Here is a 19971-nt window from a genome sequence, read left to right as displayed (position 1 = left end):
GTCCTCCTTAGGGCGGCAAGCGGACGACCGGTCACCGGCCAATCCGCGCTTTAGCCACCCTATCTTATTGAATTCAGATCAAAATATCTGCGTCAAAGGACTCTGGTTCAACGCGGTTTGATCTCGTCCGATGGCCCCTCTCCAAGCAGGCGCAAAACGCCGCCGATGGGAATTCGTAACCAGTCCGGACGATTGGCGGCTTCGTAAGATACCTCATAGAGGGCTTTTTCCAGCATGAATAGTGAAAGGAGGTCCCTTCGCCCCTCCTCAAGGGCCGGAACCGAGGGACATCCGGCGATGGCCCGGTCATAGCCGGCGAGGAAAGCCTCGCGGATTTCCTCCTGCCAAACGCCAAGCGCGGGCAGTACGTCGATCCGCACCTCGGCATGGGTTTGGCGGAAGCTCAGCGCCGCCGACCACGCCGCGTAATCGAACGAGCGAAGCATGCCGGCCACGTCTTTCAACGGGCAGTGTTTGTCGCGCCGCTCACTCAGTCCCTTCACCGGCTCGCCCTCGAAATCGAGAATATGGAAGTCATCGCGCACCACCACCACCTGCCCCAGATGAAGGTCGCCATGGATGCGGGTTTTGACCAGCCCCTCGGCCAAAGAAATCGGCGCGTCGACGCGGGCGTCGATCCGCTCCCAGCAGTCCAGCAGTCGGGTGACCAGCCCCGCCACCTCTGCGGACAGCCCGGGCAAGGCGGTGTCAAGGGCCTGACGGGCCTGGGCCGCCTGGGTGCGCACTTGCTCGCGCCAGCTCGCCAGATCCTCCGGCCCGACGGCTTCGGCGGAAAAGGCCGGGTCCTCGGTCGGGGTGGCGAAGGCGTGGTGAAGCTCGGCGACGCGCTGGCCAAGGATATCGGCCTGGGCGTGGATGATGCCATGGGGCGAGCCGGCCGGCCCGCCGCCCTCGCCGACCTCGGCCGGCGCCTGGGCCCTGTCGTCGAGGAAGCGGTCGAGATAGGCCAGCATGTAGTCCCAGCCATCGCCCTGATTGCGCACGAAGCCCTGCAGCACCGCCAGGGCCGAGATGGCGCCCTTAGCATCGATATGCTCGAGCGCGCCAAGCAGCGGCGGGGCGTTGGCGAAGCCGGCGACATCGGTCAGGAAGCGGCCGATTTCGATTTCTGGATGAATCCCGGCCTCGACCCGGCGATAGAGCTTGAGAACCATATCCTCGCCAAGTTTGATCGAGGTGTTGGATTGCTCACGCCCCAGGCGGGCCACCGCTTCGGGGCCGGGAAGCGGGCCGGCGGGGAAGGCCTGGGTCCGGGTGAAGCGCAAACCGCCGCCCTTGGCCGTCGTCACGTTCGCGCCTTCGGCCATCGCCTGCACCAAGGCGAGCGGGAAAGCCGGGCCGGCCATGGCGTCATAGAGGGCGCCAACGCGGTTGACCCGCCGCACCCGGGCCAAGGTAAAGGGCAGCAGCCGGGACAAGGGATCGTCCTCGCGACTTTCCCAGGCGATATCAAGGGGCAATTGGAAGGTTTGCCCCGGGGCGCCATCCTTGTAATCGGCGCGCCACAGGGCGAGCATCCAGCCCGAAGCGGCGCCGGGGGCCGAAATCACCGCGTGGTCGGTCATCTCGACGCCGCGCAGGGAATGCTCCTTGCCAGAGAACCAGCGTTGCTTGGGCAGGAAGGCCGGCAGGATATCCCCCTGGATCTGGCGCAAGGGCCCATCGCTGCCCAGGCTGTCCCAGATACGGGGAAGAACCAGGGTCGAAAGATCGGGCAAGGGCTCGACCGGCGGTTCATGCCAGCTCGGCCCCTCGCCCTTCGACAGGCGGAACCAATAGAAGCCATAGGCCGGCAGGGTGATGAAATAGTGCAACTCGCCGATCGGCGGAAAGACGCTGTTGCCCAGCATCTCGACCGGAACCCGCCCGGAAAACTCGGCCAGCCCCAATTCGGCCGGCTGCGGGGCACGCGACAGATTGGCCACGCACAAGATCACCTCGCCCTCGAATTCCCGCAAGTAAGCCAGGATCTTGCGGTTGCCGGGATAGAGAAAGCGCAAGGTGCCGCGCCCGAAGGAGGGGTGGCGCTTGCGCACGGCGATCAGCCGGCGCATCCAGTTGAGCAGCGAGGATGGCGAGCGCGACTGGGCCTCGACATTGACGGCGAAGAAGCCATAGACCGCATCCATGATCGTCGGCAGATAAAGCGAGGCGGGATCGGCCCGCGAAAAGCCGCCGTTGCGGTCGGGCGACCATTGCATGGGCGTGCGCACGCCATCGCGATCGCCCAGGAAAATATTGTCGCCCATGCCGATCTCGTCGCCGTAATAGATGATCGGCGTACCCGGCATCGACATCAAAAGGCTGTTGAGCAATTCGATCTTGCGGCGATCGTTATCAAGCAAAGGCGCCAGGCGCCGACGGATGCCGACGTTGATTCGGGCCCGCGAATCATTGGCATAGAAGGTGTTCATATAGTCGCGCTCGCGGTCGGTGACCATTTCGAGCGTCAGTTCATCGTGATTGCGCAGGAAGATCGCCCATTGGCAAGCCGCTGGGATCTCCGGGGTCTGGCGCATGATATCGGTGATCGGATGGCGGTCTTCCTGGGCCACGGCCATATAGATGCGCGGCATCACCGGAAAGTGGAAGGCCATGTGGCATTCGTCGCCGGCTTCGCCGAAATACTCGCGCACGTCCTCGGGCCATTGATTGGCCTCGGCCAGGAACATCCGGTCTTCATAATGGGCATCAAGCCAAGCGCGCAGCCGCTTGAGGACGACATGGGTTTCGGGCAGGTTTTCGTTATTCGTGCCGTCGCGTTCGACCAAATAAGGAATGGCGTCCAGGCGCATGCCATCGACGCCGCAATCAAGCCAGAACTTCATCACCCGGGTGATCTCCTCGAAAATTCGCGGATTGTCCCAGTTGAGATCGGGCTGATGGGCGAAGAAGCGGTGCCAGTAATAGGCCTTGGCCAGCGGATCCCAGGCCCAGTTCGAGGTTTCGGTATCGGTGAAAATGATGCGCGTATCCAAATAGCGCTGGTCGGTGTCGGACCACACGTACATGTCGCGGGCCTTGCTGCCGGGCTTGGCTTCGCGGGCGCGCTGGAACCAGGCGTGCTGATCGCTGGTGTGATTGATCACCAGTTCGGTGATGACCTTCAACCCGCGCTCATGGGCCTCGCGCACGAAGCGGCGGAAATCGCCCATGGTGCCATAGGCGCGGTGGATGGCCTTGTAATCGGCGATGTCATAGCCGTCATCGCGCAGCGGCGAGGGATAGAACGGCAAGATCCACACCGCCGTCACCCCAAGATCGGAGAGGTAATCCAGCTTTTCGGTCAGCCCCTTGAAATCGCCGAACCCGTCACCGTTCGAATCAAAAAAGGCTTTTACATGAAGCTGATAGACGATGGCGTCCTTGTACCATAGGAAGTCGCTCATGGAAGGCTCCGGTTGCCGGCGAAACGGGACTCAGGGGGTGATGCGAAAGATGGCGGCGGGGTTGGTCGCCGGATCGAACCAGTAGTGATGGGGGCTGCCCGTCCATTCCAGCCGGGTTCCCGACAGCAACTCTTCGACAATGAAGGGCTGTCCATCGCTGAGGCCCATTTCGGCCAGCGGCAACCACAGCAGCCCGCCCTGGCCGGCATGGGGATCAAGATTGACGGCCACGAGGATGATATTGGCCCGATCCCCGGTCATCTTGCCGTAGAACAGGATCTGGTCGTTGTCGGCGCGGAAAAACCGCAGGGTCCGAAAGGCTTGCAGGGCCGGGTTTTCGTTGCGGATCCAGTTCACCTTGGCGATCAGATCCTTGATGTTGCCCTCGGCGTTCCAGTCGCGGGGCTTGAAGTCATACTTCTCGCTGTCGGCGTATTCCTCCTTGCCCGGGATCGCCGCGTTCTCGCACAGCTCGAAGCCGTTATGGATGCCATAGACGCTTGACAGCGTGGCGGCGAGAACAAGGCGCTGCATGAAGGCCGGCCGACCGCCGGTCTGCAGGTGAAAGGGCAAGATATCGGGGGTATTGGCGAAGAAATTGACCCGCATGTAATCGGCGGGATCATCCTCGACCAGCTCTTCCATATAGCTGGTCAGCTCGGCCTTGGTCGTCCTCCAGGTGAAATAGCTGTAGGATTGGGTGAAGCCGATCTTGGCCAGCATTTTCATCATCGGCGGCCGGGTAAAGGCCTCGGCCAGAAAAATGCAGTCGGGATAGCGGGCCTTCACCGTGGCGATCAGCCATTCCCAGAACGGCACCGGTTTGGTGTGGGGATTGTCGACGCGGAAGACGCGCACGCCCTGCTCGGCCCAGAAGGTGAAAACCTCAAGCAGGGCCAGCCACAGCTCTTGGCGGTGGGGTCCCCAGAAGGCGAGATTGACGATGTCTTGATATTTCTTGGGCGGGTTTTCGGCATATTTGATGGTGCCGTCGGGCCGAAATTCGAACCACTCGGGATGCTCGCTCACCCAGGGGTGGTCGGGGGCGCATTGGATGGCGATATCAAGGGCCACATCCATGCCCATTTCCCCGGCCTGGGCGACCAGGGCGCGAAACTCATCGAGCGTTCCCAATTCGGGGTGGATGGCGGTATGGCCGCCCTCGGCCGCGCCGATGGCATAGGGACTGCCCGGATCGTCGGGCCCCGCCTTCAGGCTGTTGTTGGGGCCCTTGCGGTGGATGCGACCGATCGGATGGATGGGCATCAGATACAAGGTGTCAAAGCCCATGGCGCGAATATCGGGCAGGCGGGCGGCGCAATCGGCGAAGGTCCCCCAGCGCCCGGGCTCGCTGGCCTGGGAGCGCGGCGCCATCTCATACCAAGCGGCGAAGCCGGCGCGCGGCGGATCGACGACCACCGACAAGGGCGGGCCCGAGCGCACCGCCCCGGAGCGATCGGGATGGCGGGCCATCACCGCGTCAAGGGTCTCCGACAGCATCAGGGTCGCCCGGCCGCCGGCCGTTTCCAGCCCTTGGGCATCGGCCAGCCAAGAGCTCAGCAAGCCTTGATCGGCGGCTTGGTCCGTGCCGTCGATGCGGGCGATCGTCGCCTCGATCAAGGCCATGCCCTCCAGGACCTCCAGCGAAAGATCAAGCCCGGCGTCGCGTTTGATCAGGGTATCGTGGCGCCAGCCCGCCCAGTCATCGCTCCAGGCCTCGATGAGGTAATCAAAGCGACCGATGGCGGGAGGATCGAAGCGGGCCCGCCAGCGCGCCAGCCCCGGTTCGATCTGGGTCAGGGGCACCTCGTGCCACGCCCCCCGCCCCCCGGCGGGCTCCCCGGGCCGGGGGGAGCGGCGCCACAGCAGGGCGGCGGCCAGCGGCACATGGCCATCGCGAAAAACCGCCGCGCTGACCACCACGCCCTCGCCCAAGACCCGCTTGATCGGATAGCGGCCGTCGCTCACCCGCGGCCCGATATCCTCGATCAGGATCGGCGCGCTGACCGGGAGAATGCCGGGAAGGGAGGGGTCTTGCCTTGCCGACAACGGGTCGGAGACGAGAGAGGGGCGAAAAGGCGGGAGGGCGGAAGACATCGATCATTCGTTCCTTCTCGAGGAGCCCCGGAGAGCCGGGACCTTTTGAAGCCGGGAATCCTCAATGGAACGTCCGCAGGGGGGAAAGAGTTGCAGATCAGGGTGTGACGGAAGGCCAAGCTTAGCCAACCAGACCCCAGGAAGATCGGGCTACCACACTCAACATCTGGTGGATGTCACGAAGGGGTCACACGAAAACCCCATGACAGACGGGAAAAACCTGCTAGGGTTTTTCAAGGATCAGGGGTGGTTTCTTGCCCTTGCCAAGCGGGTTCGGGGAGAATGACGGGGATGGCCTCTGCCGGTTCTCAGTTTTGCTCTCAGGCGTCTTCCCGTTCTTCGGGTCGGCGCCCGCGCCACCCGGGCGCGACCACGCCCAAGCCCCCCCACCCCGTTCCCCTCTCGTCCCCGTCATCCTCGCGCCCGCTCCGCCAACGCTTCCCCTGAGGGAGGCGTTTTTTCATGGTCGCCCTTCCCCGCGAAGGACCGCCCCGGTCCGCGCCGGGGAGCCTAAAGGGAATCAAAGGAGAGACAGCCATGGCCAAGCGTACCGCCGCCGTCGTGCAGAGCCTTCCAAGCTCCGCCTGGGATCCCCTCGACGAGGGTCGCCGCGACCAGAGCTATCTGAAGACCGTCAAGCCCCGCACCACCAATCAAGACCTGTTGATGCGGGCCATCGACAGCCATCCGCTGACCATGGCGCTGGGGCCGGCGGGCACCGGAAAAACCTATCTGGCGGTGGCCAAGGCGGTGGAGGCGCTTACCTCCGGGCAGATCGCCCGCATCGTCATCACCCGCCCGGTGGTCGAGGCCGGGGAAAGCCTTGGCTTCCTGCCCGGCGACATCAACGAGAAGATGGACCCGTGGATGCGCCCGATCTATGACGCGCTGTCGGATCGCCTGGGCGCCAAACAGGTGCGCCAGATGGTTAAGGACGGCACGGTCGAGGTCGCGCCCTTGGCCTATATGCGCGGGCGCACCATCTCGCGCAGCTTCCTGGTGGTCGATGAAGCCCAGAACATGACCTTCATGCAGATCAAGATGCTGCTGACCCGCCTGGGCTGGCATTCGACCATGGTGGTGACCGGCGATCCCGACCAATCCGATTTGCTGCCCGGGGTTTCCGGCCTGGATGACGCGGTGCGCCGGCTTGAACCCCTGGAAGACGTCGCCATCGTCCGCCTGGGGGCCGAGGATATCGTCCGCCATCCCTTGGTCGCGGCGATGATGCCGCTGCTGGCCTGACCCCCAGCCCCTAACGCGCCCCGTCGCCTGGACCCGGTTTCCCGGTCCAGGGGCGGTGTCCGCGCTCGCCGGCGACCGTGCGCAGGGTCACTTGGCCGTCATCGGCGATCCACAGGGCATGGGCGCCGCCGCCGATCAGATCGCCGCGATCGATGATCCACCCCGGCCCGCGCCCGGGGGCAAGGGGGGGCGGGGGGGACGCGAAGCGGGCGAAGGGTACGATCACCAGATCGGCCAGGGCCCTGTCTTCAAAGGCCGCGCCCAGGGTGCGCGGCAGGGCGATAACGAGCCCCGGGCGCCGGTACAGGCAGCCTTCGCCATCACAAACCAGCCGGCCATCGGCCGAGGCGCCGGCCACCGGAAAGCGCCCCTCGCCCGCCGCTCCGCCAAAGGCCTCCCCCCAGACCTCGCGGGTGAAGCGCGCCTTGCGGAAATCGCTGAAGACCAGCTGACCGCCGGCCGCCCGCACGGCGATCAGGGTGCCCTCGTCGTTGATCAGCACATCGGGGGGCGGCGTCAGCCACGGCACGGTCATGCCAACCAGGATCGGCACCACCCCGGCCAGCCGCCAGGGCCGCGTCCACAGGCAGAGCCACAAGCCGCCCAGGCTAACCAGCCCCAGCGCCCAACCCGGTCCATCGGGAATCGCCAGCAGGGCTCCGGGCCAGCCGCCCACCCAGCGGGCGACGGCGACGATGCCGTCCAGCCCCCAGCCCAAAGGCGCCATCGCCAAGCCTTCCAGCCCGAAGGGCATCAGGGCCAGCAGCACCAAACACCAGGGCATCACCCAAAAACCGGTCAGCGGCACGGCGATCATATTGGCGACCACCCCGTAAAGCGCCACCCGATGGAAATGATAGGCGCCATAGGGCAGGGTCGCCACGGTGGCGACCACCGTCGACAGGGCGACGCCGCCCAGATAAAGCGCCGCGGCCCGCCCCATCCCGCCGCCGCCGCCGGCCCGCCAACGGCCGGCTTGCGGCCCCAGAGCGCCATAGGTGGCGATCAGGGCGATGACGGCGGCGAACGACATCTGGAAACTCGCCCCCATCAGGCTTTCGGGCGCGATCAGCAACACCGCCACCCCGGCCAGGGCCAGGGTGCGCATCGACAGCGCCGTGCGATCGACCAGCACCGCCAGCAAGACCAAACCGGTCATGATGAAGGCCCGTTCGGCCGGCACCCCCGCCCCCGACAGCACCAGATAGGCGGCGCAACCGGCCAGGGCGGCGGCGGCGGCCAGCTTCTTGATCGGCCACAGCAAGGCGGCGCGCGGCCACAGCGCCAGCCCGCCGCGCACCAGCACGAACATCAAACCGGCGGCCAGCGACATATTGAGGCCGGAAATCGCCAGCAGATGGGACAATCCCGAAGCCCGCATCGCCTCTTGGATCTCGGGATCGATCGCCCGCTGTTCGCCGGTGATCAGGGCGGCGGTCAAGGGCCCGTGCAGGGTTGGTTCGGCGGCGATGATCCGCGCCGTCACCCCCTGGCGCCAGCCCTGGATGGCGGCGCGGATCCGTGGAACCGGCCCCTCGGCCAGACTGCCGCGGCCGCGCAGCGGGCCAAGGGCGAAGCCGACGCCGCCGATGCGCTCGAACCACAGCCCCCGAGCGAAATCGAAGACGCCCGGGGCCACCGGGGTCGGCGGCGGGGCGAGTTGGCCAAGCACGGCGATCCGGCTGCCCGGGAGCGGCGCCACCCCGCCGGTCTGCCCGGGATGGAGGCGCAGGCGGATCCGGCGCGGGGTTTTCGCCGCCTCCAGACCCTCGATGGTCAGATCGTCAAGGATCATCCGCCAGCCGCGATCAAGCGGCTCGTTCGCCACCACCCGGCCCTCGATTAGACCGGGGCGGCCCTCGCGCTCGATCACCGGGGCGGCGACGCCCAAGGCCCAGGCCTGGGCGACACAAAACCCGATCACCAAAGCCATCACCCCCCGGCTGGCGGCGGTCAGGCCATCGCGGGCGCGGACATGGGGCGAAGCCAGGGCGAGAAGCGCCAACACGGCGGGCGCCACCCAGGCCGGCGGCTCGGTTTTCAGGGAGAAATAAAGGGCGATGCCCAGCCCCAGGGCGACGGGCAGCCAGAGCGCCCAGACCGCCCGCTCGGCGACGAGGAGACGGGCCAGAGGGCCGATCCTTGGCCCCGGATCGATGTCCTCCTCCTCGTCAAAAGACGCCACCCCGCCGGCTTCTTTTTGGCCATCGTCCTCACTTTGCTTGCGCATTCCCCCTCGCGTCTGGTGCCCAAGCCCCTATCTATGGTACACACGCGGGTGAACCCGCCGTCAATCGGCGGACATCCCCGTGTGCCCCGCGCACCTTGTCTTCCCGCCTGCCCGTACCCTTTCTGGCTTTCCCATTCCTGGCTTTCCCATTCCTGGCTTTCCCATTCCGGACACGATCATGACCGTCGTCACCCGTTTTGCGCCCTCGCCCACCGGTTTCCTGCATATCGGCGGCGCCCGTACCGCCCTGTTCAACTGGTTGTTCGCCCGCCATCACGGTGGCCGCTTCCTGTTGCGCATCGAAGACACGGACCGCGTGCGATCCACCCCCGAGGCGGTGGCGGCGATTTTCGATGGTTTGGAATGGCTGGGGCTGGATTGGGACGAAGAGCCGACCTTCCAGTTCGCCCGCGCCGCCCGCCATGCCGAAGCCGCCCACGAGCTGGTGGCCAAGGGTCTGGCCTATCGCTGCTATTGCACCCCCGACGAGTTGACGGCGATGCGCGAGGAGCAGAAAGCCAAGGGCCTGCCGCCGCGCTATAACGGCCTGTGGCGCGATCGCGATCCCTCCGAGGCCCCCGCTGGCGTCGCCCCGGTGATCCGCCTCAAGGCGCCCCAGGACGGCGAGACGACGATCACCGATTCCGTTCAAGGGGCGGTGACGGTCGCCAACAACCAGCTTGACGACATGATCTTGCTGCGCAGCGACGGCACGCCGACCTATATGCTCTCGGTGGTGGTCGATGACCACGACATGGGGGTAACCCATGTCATTCGCGGCGACGATCACCTGACCAACGCCTTCCGCCAGACCCAGCTCTACTGGGCCCTGGGATGGGAGACGCCGGTCTTCGCCCATATTCCGCTGATCCACGGCGCCGATGGCGCCAAGCTGTCCAAGCGCCATGGCGCGCTGGGCGCCGAGGCCTATCGCGACATGGGCTTCCTGCCCGAGGCCTTGCGCAATTATCTGGTCCGCCTGGGCTGGGCCCATGGCGACGACGAGGTGTTCACCACCGAACAGGCCGTCGAATGGTTCAGCCTGGAAAGCATCGGCCGCTCGCCCTCGCGCTTCGATATGCAGAAGCTCACGGCGCTCAACGGGTCGTATATGCGCGAAACCGATGACGACCGCCTGACCGCCCTGCTCGTTCCCCGACTCGAATCCACCTTGGGCCTCGACATCCCGGCCGCCGGCCATGCCCTGTTGCGGGCGGGAATGGCCGGGCTGAAGGAGCGGGCCAAGACCCTGGTCGAACTGGCCGACCTCGCCGCCTTCTATGTCCGGCCGCGCCCTTTGGCGATCGACGCCAAGGCCGAAAAGGCCCTTGATGACGAGGGGCGGACGATCCTGGCCGCCCTGATCGACAAGCTTGATGACTTCTCCCCGTGGACGCGCGACTCCTTGGAAAATCTCGCGCGCGTAATGTCCGAGGAACGCGGGGTGAAATTGGGCAAGGTCGCCCAGCCCATCCGCGCGGCGCTGACCGGCAGCACGGTCTCGCCGCCGATCTTCGAGGTCATGGAAATCCTTGGCCCCGACGAGACTCTCGGGCGTCTTCGCGACGCCCAAAGCCACTCCTAATAGCAAGGTCCGCCGGGCAACAAAAAATTGATCGCGGTGATGGGGCTTGGTGTATTGTGCGCCACGCCGATGGGTTCGCAGATGCCCGCCGAATTTCTAGAATCACTCTAGCATGGGGGAATGACCTATGACGGACTCCAAGCAAACCGTGACCCTTGTCGACAACCGCTCAGGAAAAAGTTACGAATTTCCCATCCTGAGCGGTTCGACCGGGCCCGATGTGGTAGATATTCGCAAGTTCTACACGGAAACGGGGATGTTCACCTACGATCCGGGCTATACCTCGACGGGCAGCTGTTCCTCCGCCGTGACCTATATCGACGGCGACGCCGGCATCCTGCTCCACCGTGGCTATGCCATCGAAGACCTTGCCATGCACTGCGACTTTACCGAAGTCGCCTATCTTTTGCTGCGCGGCGAATTGCCGACGGCGCCCAAGAAGACCGAGTTCGAGAAGATCATCACCTATCACACGATGGTCCACGAACAGCTGCACAAGTTCTATGACGGCTTCCGCCGCGATGCCCATCCGATGGCCGTCATGTGCGGCGTGGTCGGGGCGCTCTCGGCCTTCTATCACGACAGCATCGACATCACCGATCCGATCCAGCGCATGATCGCCCAGCACCGGCTGGTGGCGAAGATGCCGACGATCGCCGCCTGGGCCTATAAGTACTCCCAGGGCCAGCCCTTCATGTATCCGCGCAACAACCTGACCTACGCGGAAAACTTCCTGCACATGATGTTCGCCACCCCGTGCGAGGAATACAAGGTCAGCCCGGTTCTGGCCCGCGCCATGGACCGCATCCTGATCTTGCATGCCGACCACGAGCAGAACGCCTCGACCTCGACCGTGCGGCTGGCCGGATCGTCGGGGGCCAATCCCTTCGCCTGTATCGCCGCCGGCATCGCCTCGCTGTGGGGCCCCGCCCATGGCGGCGCCAATGAGGCCGTGCTGAAGATGCTGACCGAGATCGGCAGCCCCGATCGCGTTGACGACTTCGTCAAGAAAGCCAAGGACAAGAACGATCCGTTCCGTCTGATGGGCTTTGGTCACCGCGTTTACAAAAATTACGACCCGCGCGCCAAGATCATGGCCGCGACCTGCCACGAAGTGCTCGACGAGCTTGGCATCGTCGACGAGCCGCTGCTTGAAATCGCCATGCGGCTGGAAAAGATCGCGCTGGAAGACGAATACTTCATCGAAAAGAAGCTCTATCCCAACGTCGATTTCTATTCCGGCATCATCTTCCGCGCCATCGGCATCCCGACCTCGATGTTCACCTGCCTGTTCGCCCTGGCGCGCACCGTTGGCTGGATCAGCCAGTGGAAGGAAATGATCGAGGACCCCGACCAGAAGATCGGCCGGCCGCGCCAGCTGTACAATGGCGCCACCAAACGCGACTTCCTGCCGATGGACAAGCGCTAAACCCAAGGCTTTTCGCTCCCGATCAAAAAAAGGCGGCCTCCACAAAGGAGACCGCCTTTTTATCGTCCCGCTCTCCGGCGGCTCACCGCCTTAGATCAGGATTCAGATTTCAGGTCTGATCGACCTGAAATCTGAATCCTGATCTAAATCTAAATGTTAGAGCGGGATCTTAGGCGAAAACCGCGCACACTTTTCGCCATCCCGCTCTAGGGCGATCTTGGACAAGATCAGGCGGGCGGCGCGGCGCGAGGGGGGATCATCCCGTCCGCCCAGCTGACTGACCGCTTCGGCCATGGCGGCGCGCTGGTCGCGGCGCGTGGTTTCGTCGGTCATCAGCCTTTCGGCGGTCTCGGCCAGTTTGGCCGGGGTGCATTCGGTCTGGAGCAATTCGGGGATCGCCGGGCGGTCCAACAGGATGTTGACCATATCGGCGAAGCGCACCGTCACCAGCCGCTTGGCGATCTCGGCCGTCAATCCGTTCACCCGATAGGCGATGAGATGGGGGGTTCCGGCCATCGCCAGTTCCAGGCTGACGGTTCCCGAGGCGGCGATCGCCGCGTTGGCGGCGGCGAAGGCGTCGAACTTGCCGCTTTGCCCGGTGACCACGCTGACCTCGACCGGCCAGGAGGCGGTTTCATCGAGCAAATAGCTGCGCAGATAGGTCAGGGTCGGAATAACCACCCGCAGATCGGGGTGGCGGTCGGCCAGTTTCTCGACAGCGGCGGCGAAGACCGGCAGCAGGCGCCGCACCTCGCCGCGCCGGCTGCCCGGCAGAACGACAAGCAGGGGGGCCTCGGCGGCGATATCATGGGCTTGGCGAAAGGCCGGGCCATTGCCCGCCCCGGCCGGGGTTTCGATCACCGGATGACCGACATGGCTGCTGGCCAGACCGGCGGCCTCAAACAAAGGCGGCTCGAATGGCCACAGGCACATCAGATGGTCAACCCGGGCGGCGACATGATGCACACGGCCGGCGTTCCAGGCCCAGACCATCGGCGCGACATAATGGAGGCGCACCGCCGGGTTGCCGGCCTTTTTCAGGCCAGCATGAATGCGCCCGGTAAAGCCCCAGGAATCGATGGTCACCACCGCATCGGGGCGCTTGAGGGCGATATCGGCAAGGGTCTGGCGAAGGCGCCGCAGAATGCGCAGCGCGCTGGGGATGACTTCCAAAAAGCCCATCACCGCCAGTTCCGTCAGCGGAACCAGACTGTTCAGCCCCTCTTCGGCCATCTGTTCACCGCCGATGCCGGCGAAGCGGACCCGGCCGGCGGTCTCGATCTTGAGCCCGCGCATGATCTGGGCGCCCAGTTGATCCCCCGAGGGCTCGCCGGCGATGATATAGATCAGCGGTCCCTGATCCTGGTCTGTCGTGGTCATGACGGCACCTCCCCTTCGGCGCTCAGCCCCACAAAGAACAGGCCAAGGTCATCGGCGCGCTTGCCCAGGCCCGCCGGATCAAGCAGCACCACCGCGCCGGCCTCGAAGCCGACACCGCGCAAGCCGGCGCGGGCGGCGACCTCCAGCGTGCGCGCGCCCAGGGCCGGCAGATCGACACGGCGATCCTGCTGGGGCTTGCAGGCCTTGACCAGAACAGCTCCGGGACCGTCGCGCAACAGACAAGCGCAGCGTTCAAGCATGGCGTCGGTGCCCTCGATGGCCTCGACGGCCAGCACCAACCCCTGCTGGACCACCACCCCCTGGCCGATATCCAGGGCGCCAAGCGCCTTGGCCATGCGGAAGGCATGGGCGAGATCGCGCCGCGCCTGATCATCGGGAACGATGCGGCCGATCACCCCGGCCCCCAGCGGACGGGCGCCGATCACCTGATCGGGGGCTTCGATGGTGAAGCCGTTGCTTTCCAACTCGCGGACAATGGCCGAAAGCAGGCCGTCATCGCCCAAAGCTGCGGCGCCGACCTTGGCCAGGAAGGCCGCCGTCCGCCAATCGGGCAGCAGGCTGACGAGGCTGGGGCGCTTGACCCGGCCGGCCATGCACAAATGCAGGATGCCGCGATCGCGCAAATCCTCGGCCATGCCGCCGCATTTGCCAAGGCGGGTCCACTGATGGGGAACCCCGGGCGGCCAGCCGGTGGTTTCGGCCTGACCGTTCAGGCCGACGACCACGAAGGGCCGCCCCTGGGCCTGACAGGCTTCGACCACCCGCTTGGGCAGATCGCCACCGCCGGCGATGATCGCCAGAACCGATTGCTCCTGGCGGGCGCTGGCGGGCGTCATCCCCGCCTCTCCTAGGCCGCGTCGCCGTCGATGGGGCGGCACAGCCCGCGCGACGAGTCCGCGCGGATGAAGGCGACAACCTCGCGCACGACCGTGGAGTCGGGAAAGGTCTTCTCGATGGTTTCAAGCTGCTCGGCCACGACGTTCTCGGCGAACAGCAGCTTATAGGCGTTGCGCAGGGCGTGGATCTCTTCGCGGGCAAAGCCCCGGCGCTTCATGCCAACGATGTTCAAACCGGCCAGCTTGGCCCGATTGCCGATGACCGAGCCAAAGGGAATGACATCGGATTCAACGGCCGACAGCCCGCCGACCATGGCATGCTTGCCGATCCGCACGAACTGATGGATGGCCGAACCGCCGCCCAGAACGGCGCAATCGCCCACCACCACATGACCGCCCATCAGCACGCTGTTGGCGGCGACGATGCCGTCGCCGATCTTGCAGTCATGGGCGACATGGGTGCCGATCATGAACAAGCTGTTGCTGCCCACCTCGGTCAACCCGCCACCGCCCTCGGTTCCCGGGTTCATGGTGACGTGTTCGCGGATGGTGTTGTTGGCGCCGATGACCAGGCGGGTCGCCTCGCCGTGGTACTTCAGATCCTGGGGAACGGTGCCCAAAGACGCGAAGGGGAAGACGCGGGTAGAGGCGCCGATGGTGGTGTTTCCGGCGACGACGACATGACTGACCAGTTCGACGCCGTCACCAAGGACGACCTCGGGACCGACAAGGCAATAGGGGCCGATGGAAACGGAGTGGCCAAGGTCGGCCTTGGGGTCGACGATCGCGGTCGGATGAATGCTCGGCATAATGGGGCAGGCTCTCAAGGATAGGGGGGATTAGGGCTGGGGCTCTTCGTCCATGATCATCGCCGCGAAGGTCGCCTCGGCGACAACGACCTCGTCGACCTTGGCCACGCCGCGGAACTTCCACACATTGCCGCGATGACGTTCCTTCGCGACATGCAGGCGCAGCTGATCCCCCGGAATCACCGGTTTGCGGAAGCGGGCGTTCTCGACGATCATGAAATAGACGATCTTGCCCTCGGCCCGCACCCCAAGGGTTTCAACCACCAGAACGGCGGCGGTCTGCGCCATCGCCTCGACGATCAGCACGCCGGGCATCACGGGTCGATTGGGGAAATGGCCCTGGAAGAAGGGCTCGTTGATCGTCACGTTCTTGATGCCGATGGCGCTTTCACCGCGCACCATGTCGATCAACTTGTCGACCATCAAGAAGGGATAACGGTGCGGAATCATATCGATAATCCGTGCGATATCGACCGTCGTCCGAACCTGGTTTTCCTGCGGATCCGCCTGCACCGTCTCTGTCATGCCCAATCGTCCCATTCCACGGAAGCGGCGCGTTCGCTTGGTGCCCCCAATGCCGACGCCTTCCCAAAGTCGTTGGGAGCCCCGGCTTTGCCGCCGGGCCTCCCCCCACCCGCCGCGACACCTTCGCCGGGCGGAAACCCATTCCGCCCCGGCGACCGCCGTGCGGGCTTTACTTGCTTGCCTTCGCCGGCTGCTTCTTGGCCAAGCTTTCCGGATCGGGGAAGGTCACCGACGGCAATTCGGCATTCACCCGCTTCAAGACCTCGTCGGTCATGCTCATGCGCGGATCAAACAGCAAGACCTGATTGCGATAAAGCACCAGATTGATGCCGCGCTCGCCGGCGACCTCGTTGGACTTGTTGATGATCGCGTCCTGGACCTGCCCCAGGGCCTGGGCCATGGCGCGATCCAGGTTCTGGCGCAGCGCCGAGAATTTGGTCTGGAAGGCGTTAACCTTTTTTTCGAAATCCTGGCGCTTCTTCTTGAAAGCGTCGCTTCCCTGATCGGCTTCCCGGGCCAGCTTGGCCTGGGCGTCGTGGAGGGCCTGCTCTTCCTTGCGCGCCTGCTCGGAATAGCTTTCCAGATACTTGTCGCGGGCCGCCCGCGCGCCTTGCGCCGAGGTGGCCTCGCTCAGGATCTGCTGAACGTCGATGACGCCCATGCTCGCATTGGGAAAGGAGTCACCCTCGGCCGCCTGGACGGCCGGAATGCTCAGGGCGACCGACGCCGCCACGACGAGCAGCCGTGCGCCTTTCAGGAAACGCATTTTCTTAGAACCTCGATCCAAAGGAGAGACGGAAGACTTCGGTCTTGTCAAATTTCTCTTTGACAAGCGGGTAGCCCAGGTCGACCGAAATCGGTCCGACCGGAGAGACCCAGGTGACACCGGCGCCGGCCGACAGCCTGGGCGAGACCGCGCCATCCATCAAGGCCTCGTCGAAATCATCGGGCTTGCCGATCATGCCGAAGTCGCTGAACAGACGGCCGCTCAGGCCCAGTTCGGCCGGCAGACCCAGGGGAACGGCGACTTCGACGCTGCCGGTGGTGACCCAGTTGCCGCCCAGGGCATCATCGGTGTCGGCATCGCGCGGGCTGGCACCGGCGTTGGCGAAGCCGCGCAGATTGGTGCCACCCAGATTATAGCGCTGGTTGATGTTCACGTCCTTGCCCAGGCCGAACATATAGCCAGCCCCGCCCTTGACGGTCAGCCCCCAGGTGGGGTTCCAGTCGAACCAATCGCCGATCGGGGCGTAATAGGCCGCCTTGGCATCGCTGCGCAAGAAATACTCGCTGCCGCCCAAGCCGGCCATGTCATTGCCAAGCGACAGGACATAGCCGTCCTTGGGATCAAGCTTGCTGTCCCGGCGATCATAGGTCAGGACATGGCCGATCATCGACAGATAGGTCTTGTCGTCCTGGTTCTTGATGAACCGCGAGGCGTCGCTTTTGACGTCGGTGATCTCGTTGAACTCGGCCGTGTACTTGAAGGTATGGCCGAGATTTTCGTTGTAGTTATAGCCCAGACGCAAGGCCGTGCCATAGGTCCGGTAATCGTAAGAGCTTTCTTTCTTCAGGTCGCGTTCGATGGCGTAAAGATCGACGCCGGCGCGCAGGCGGCGGTCCAGGAAATAGGGCTCGGTGAAGCTGATATCGACCTGGCTGCGACGCTGAGCCCAGCTGACGCTGGCCTTGAGATCCTGACCCCGGCCCAGAAGATTGCGCTCGCGCAGGCCCACTTCGATGATGGCGCCGACCGAGCTTGACCAACCGACGCCGAACGAGACCTCGCCCGTCGATTTCTCGGTCACGTCCACTTTGACCACGGTGCGGTCGGGCGCGGTCGGAGAGGGCTCGTTGTTGACCTCGACCTTTTCGAAGAAGCCAAGATCCTGGATGCGCTGACGCGAGCGGCGCAGCTTGGCGGAATTGAAGGCGTCGCCTTCCGACAGCATCATCTCGCGGCGCACGACCTCGTCAAGGGTGCGGACATTGCCGTTGATATCGATGCGTTCCACGAAGGCGCGCGGGCCCTCGTCGATCTGGAAGGTGATGGCGATGGTGCGCTTGTCGGCATCACGGGTCACCCGCGGCTTGACATCGACAAAGGCGAAGCCGCGATTACCGACCTCGTCGGTCAGCTTCTGGACGGCGGCCTCCACCTTGTCGGCCGAATACCAATCGCCGTCCTTGAAGGTGATGACGCCGCGCAGGGCTTCGGGATCAAGTTCGGCCAGCGTCGTTTCCAAACCGACCGGGCCGAAGCGATAGCGCTCGCCCTCGCTCACCGTGAAGGTCATGAAAAAAGCTTGGCGGTCGGTCGACAGTTCGGCGATGGCCGACTTCACCTGGAAATCCGCATAGCCGTTCTTCAAGTAATGACGGCGCAGCAATTCGCGGTCATAGGTCAGGCGGTCGGGATCATAGGTGTCGGTCGACGACAAGAAGCGATACCAGGCCTCCTCGGAGGTCTCGACGACCTCGCGTAGGGCGGAATCGTCGTAAACCTTGTTGCCGACGAAGGAGATACGGCGAACCGTGGTCGAGGGGCCCTCGTTGATCTCGAAGGCGAGATCGACCCGGTTCTGATCCAGGGCGATGACCTTGGGTTCAACCGACACCGCATAGCGGCCCGAGCGGCGATAAAGCTCGAGGATGCGCTGCACGTCTTCTTGGACCTTGGCCCGGGTATAGACGACGCGCGGGCGCAGCTGGATCTCGGTCTCCAACTGCGGATCCTTGATCCGCCGGTTCCCCTCGAAGGCGATGCGGTTGATGATCGGGTTCTCGGCCACGCTCACCACCAGCCGGCCGCCCTCGTGGCGCATGCTGACATCGGCGAACAGCCCGGTCTCGAACAGGTTCTTCAGCGAGCGATCGACCTTGCCCGCGTCATAAACATCGCCCTCGCGCACCGTCATATAGGTGAGCACGGTTTCGGGATCGATGCGCTGGGTTCCCTCGATGACGATGCGATCGATGGTGCCACCAAGGCCGGGAGCGGTGAAGGCGCCGCCCCGTTGCGCCGCTGCCCTTTGGCCGCCGGCCGATTGGGCGGCGGCGGGTTGGGTGCTTGAAAGGGCTGTCAAGAGAAGCGCGAAAGCACCCATAAATCCGGCGATCTTATTCACGGTATTTCCCACGCTTCTCTTCCGTCCAGATCCGCCGATTTCGGCACGCCGCGCAGTAAACCACGCCGATCCGTTCAATGCATCACCAATTGATCAAGCTGAGATCGTTCCACGTGGCGAACACCATCATGGCAAGAACCAAAGCCAAACCAAACCGCAGACCGTATTCCTGGGCGCGCGCGCCCAGCGGCCGACCCCGCAGGGCCTCTATGGTGTAAAACATCAGGTGTCCGCCGTCGAGCATCGGAATGGGAAAAAGGTTGATCAATCCGAGGTTAACCGAAAGCAGGGCGATAAACGTCACCAGATCGAGGACCCCACGCTCGGCCGCCTTGCCCGAGAATTGGGCGATGCGCACCGGCCCGCCCAATTCCTCGGCGGAGCGGTTGCCGCGCACCACCTGCCCCAGGTAGGTCAGGGTGTCGGCCGAAAGCTGCCACGTCTGGCCCACGGCCTGACCAAGGGCGTCAAGCGGACCAAGGCGCTGGACATCGGCCTGGGACAGGCTGACCTTGACCCCGAGTTGGGCGACCTGGACCTTATTGCCCAGACCGTCGTCGGTCTCGACCATCCGCGGCAGGGCGATCACGGCCAGCGGGGCGTTGTCGCGCAGGATATCGATATGCAACGGCGCGCCGTTCGACAGCGGCACCACCCGGCGCACATCCTGGAAGCGGTCTATCGGCGTGCCGTCGATGGCCACGATGCGATCGCCGGCCAACAGTCCGGCCTCGGCGGCGGCGCTGCCGGCGATCACCTCGCCGACCACCGGCGCCGAATGGGGCTGGCCGATGGTCATATAGAGGCCGGCGAACACCACGATGGAAAACAGGAAATTGGCCATCGGTCCGGCCAGGACGATAGCGAAACGCTGACCAACCCGCTTGTGATGGAAGGAAACCGCCTCTTCGGCCTTGGACAATGGCCGGGTAGTCTCGGCCGTGCCGCTGGTCTCATCGGCATCGCCAAAGAACCGCACATAGCCGCCCAGCGGCAGCAGGCTGAGACGCCAGCGCGTGCCGTAGCGATCGTTGAAGCCAAACAGCTCGCGGCCGAAGCCGATCGAGAACACCTCGACCCGAACGCCGTTCAAGCGGGCGACCAGAAAATGGCCGAACTCGTGAACGAAGACGACGGCGGTCAAAACCACCAGAAAAGACAAGACGGTATGCAGCAGATCGAGCATGGACGGACCCAATCAAAAGGAAACGATCACCCCTAGCAGAACCCTTGTTCTATCATCGAACACCGGGCAAGGCGAGACGACAGACGGCGG

Annotated in this window: 13 protein-coding genes; 3 read left to right on the top strand and 10 right to left on the bottom strand. The window is 64.6% G+C overall.

Annotated features, from left to right (window positions below; genetic code table 11):
• Positions 1–107: 107 nt before the first annotated feature.
• Both treS and RRU_RS08320 read right to left on the bottom strand, forming a co-directional pair.
• Entirely contained in the window at positions 108–3410 is a 3303-nt protein-coding gene (gene treS, locus RRU_RS08325; protein WP_011389295.1) for a maltose alpha-D-glucosyltransferase, read from the bottom strand.
• Between the two features lie 30 nt (positions 3411–3440).
• On the bottom strand, positions 3441–5507 hold the full coding sequence (locus tag RRU_RS08320; RefSeq protein WP_011389479.1) for an alpha-1,4-glucan--maltose-1-phosphate maltosyltransferase: 2067 nt from the start codon (positions 5505–5507) through the stop codon (positions 3441–3443).
• Positions 5508–6044: 537 nt separating this feature from the next.
• On the opposite strand from RRU_RS08320, the gene RRU_RS08315 reads away from it, so the two are divergent.
• Entirely contained in the window at positions 6045–6752 is a 708-nt protein-coding gene (locus RRU_RS08315) for a PhoH family protein (RefSeq protein ID WP_011389478.1), read from the top strand.
• Positions 6753–6762: 10 nt separating this feature from the next.
• Here the strand turns inward: RRU_RS08315 and RRU_RS08310 are convergent, their stop codons facing one another.
• Complete coding sequence (locus tag RRU_RS08310; RefSeq protein ID WP_011389477.1) at positions 6763–8982, bottom strand: ComEC/Rec2 family competence protein; 2220 nt, start codon at positions 8980–8982, stop codon at positions 6763–6765.
• A gap of 178 nt (positions 8983–9160) precedes the next feature.
• Here RRU_RS08310 and gltX point away from each other — a divergent pair, with 178 nt between their 5' ends.
• Together gltX and gltA are read left to right on the top strand one after the other, a co-directional pair.
• Complete coding sequence (gene gltX / locus RRU_RS08305) at positions 9161–10567, top strand: glutamate--tRNA ligase (protein ID WP_011389476.1); 1407 nt, start codon at positions 9161–9163, stop codon at positions 10565–10567.
• Between the two features lie 127 nt (positions 10568–10694).
• On the top strand, positions 10695–11996 hold the full coding sequence (gltA, locus tag RRU_RS08300) for a citrate synthase (protein ID WP_011389475.1): 1302 nt from the start codon (positions 10695–10697) through the stop codon (positions 11994–11996).
• A gap of 156 nt (positions 11997–12152) precedes the next feature.
• Here gltA and lpxB read toward each other — a convergent pair whose 3' ends face one another.
• The 7 genes from lpxB to rseP all read right to left on the bottom strand — a co-directional run bounded on the left by lpxB (position 12153) and on the right by rseP (position 19881).
• Positions 12153–13376 (bottom strand): lipid-A-disaccharide synthase, encoded by a 1224-nt coding sequence (gene lpxB, locus RRU_RS08295; RefSeq protein WP_011389474.1) that lies wholly within the window; start codon positions 13374–13376, stop codon positions 12153–12155.
• Positions 13373–14233, bottom strand: a complete 861-nt coding sequence (locus RRU_RS08290; RefSeq protein ID WP_011389473.1) for an LpxI family protein — start codon at positions 14231–14233, stop codon at positions 13373–13375. The genes lpxB and RRU_RS08290 overlap by 4 nt, the downstream gene beginning before the upstream one ends.
• Positions 14234–14244: 11 nt before the next feature.
• Entirely contained in the window at positions 14245–15042 is a 798-nt protein-coding gene (gene lpxA / locus RRU_RS08285) for an acyl-ACP--UDP-N-acetylglucosamine O-acyltransferase (RefSeq protein ID WP_011389472.1), read from the bottom strand.
• Between the two features lie 30 nt (positions 15043–15072).
• Positions 15073–15567 (bottom strand): 3-hydroxyacyl-ACP dehydratase FabZ, encoded by a 495-nt coding sequence (gene fabZ / locus RRU_RS08280; protein ID WP_011389471.1) that lies wholly within the window; start codon positions 15565–15567, stop codon positions 15073–15075.
• 169 nt (positions 15568–15736) lie between these two features.
• Positions 15737–16333, bottom strand: a complete 597-nt coding sequence (locus RRU_RS08275) for an OmpH family outer membrane protein (protein WP_011389470.1) — start codon at positions 16331–16333, stop codon at positions 15737–15739.
• A gap of 4 nt (positions 16334–16337) precedes the next feature.
• Complete coding sequence (bamA, locus tag RRU_RS08270) at positions 16338–18674, bottom strand: outer membrane protein assembly factor BamA (protein ID WP_042440405.1); 2337 nt, start codon at positions 18672–18674, stop codon at positions 16338–16340.
• 103 nt (positions 18675–18777) lie between these two features.
• A complete protein-coding gene (rseP, locus tag RRU_RS08265) occupies positions 18778–19881 on the bottom strand; it encodes an RIP metalloprotease RseP (protein ID WP_011389468.1) in 1104 nt (367 codons plus the stop codon).
• Between the last annotated feature and the right edge of the window lie 90 nt (positions 19882–19971).

Origin of the sequence: Rhodospirillum rubrum ATCC 11170, assembly GCF_000013085.1 — a bacterium.
Lineage (GTDB): Bacteria > Pseudomonadota > Alphaproteobacteria > Rhodospirillales > Rhodospirillaceae > Rhodospirillum > Rhodospirillum rubrum.
The sequence above is the reverse complement of the archived record's forward strand: the minus strand, read 5'-3'. Positions and strand labels throughout refer to the sequence as shown.

What these genes read in the sequence shown, in the direction of transcription:
- treS (WP_011389295.1), bottom strand. Translation starts at nt 3,410, where the DNA reads ATGAGCGACTTCCTATGGTACAAGGACGCCATCGTCTATCAGCTTCAT.
- RRU_RS08320 (WP_011389479.1), bottom strand. Translation starts at nt 5,507, where the DNA reads ATGTCTTCCGCCCTCCCGCCTTTTCGCCCCTCTCTCGTCTCCGACCCG.
- RRU_RS08315 (WP_011389478.1), top strand. Translation starts at nt 6,045, where the DNA reads ATGGCCAAGCGTACCGCCGCCGTCGTGCAGAGCCTTCCAAGCTCCGCC.
- RRU_RS08310 (WP_011389477.1), bottom strand. Translation starts at nt 8,982, where the DNA reads ATGCGCAAGCAAAGTGAGGACGATGGCCAAAAAGAAGCCGGCGGGGTG.
- gltX (WP_011389476.1), top strand. Translation starts at nt 9,161, where the DNA reads ATGACCGTCGTCACCCGTTTTGCGCCCTCGCCCACCGGTTTCCTGCAT.
- gltA (WP_011389475.1), top strand. Translation starts at nt 10,695, where the DNA reads ATGACGGACTCCAAGCAAACCGTGACCCTTGTCGACAACCGCTCAGGA.
- lpxB (WP_011389474.1), bottom strand. Translation starts at nt 13,376, where the DNA reads ATGACCACGACAGACCAGGATCAGGGACCGCTGATCTATATCATCGCC.
- RRU_RS08290 (WP_011389473.1), bottom strand. Translation starts at nt 14,233, where the DNA reads ATGACGCCCGCCAGCGCCCGCCAGGAGCAATCGGTTCTGGCGATCATC.
- lpxA (WP_011389472.1), bottom strand. Translation starts at nt 15,042, where the DNA reads ATGCCGAGCATTCATCCGACCGCGATCGTCGACCCCAAGGCCGACCTT.
- fabZ (WP_011389471.1), bottom strand. Translation starts at nt 15,567, where the DNA reads ATGACAGAGACGGTGCAGGCGGATCCGCAGGAAAACCAGGTTCGGACG.
- RRU_RS08275 (WP_011389470.1), bottom strand. Translation starts at nt 16,333, where the DNA reads ATGCGTTTCCTGAAAGGCGCACGGCTGCTCGTCGTGGCGGCGTCGGTC.
- bamA (WP_042440405.1), bottom strand. Translation starts at nt 18,674, where the DNA reads ATGGGTGCTTTCGCGCTTCTCTTGACAGCCCTTTCAAGCACCCAACCC.
- rseP (WP_011389468.1), bottom strand. Translation starts at nt 19,881, where the DNA reads ATGCTCGATCTGCTGCATACCGTCTTGTCTTTTCTGGTGGTTTTGACC.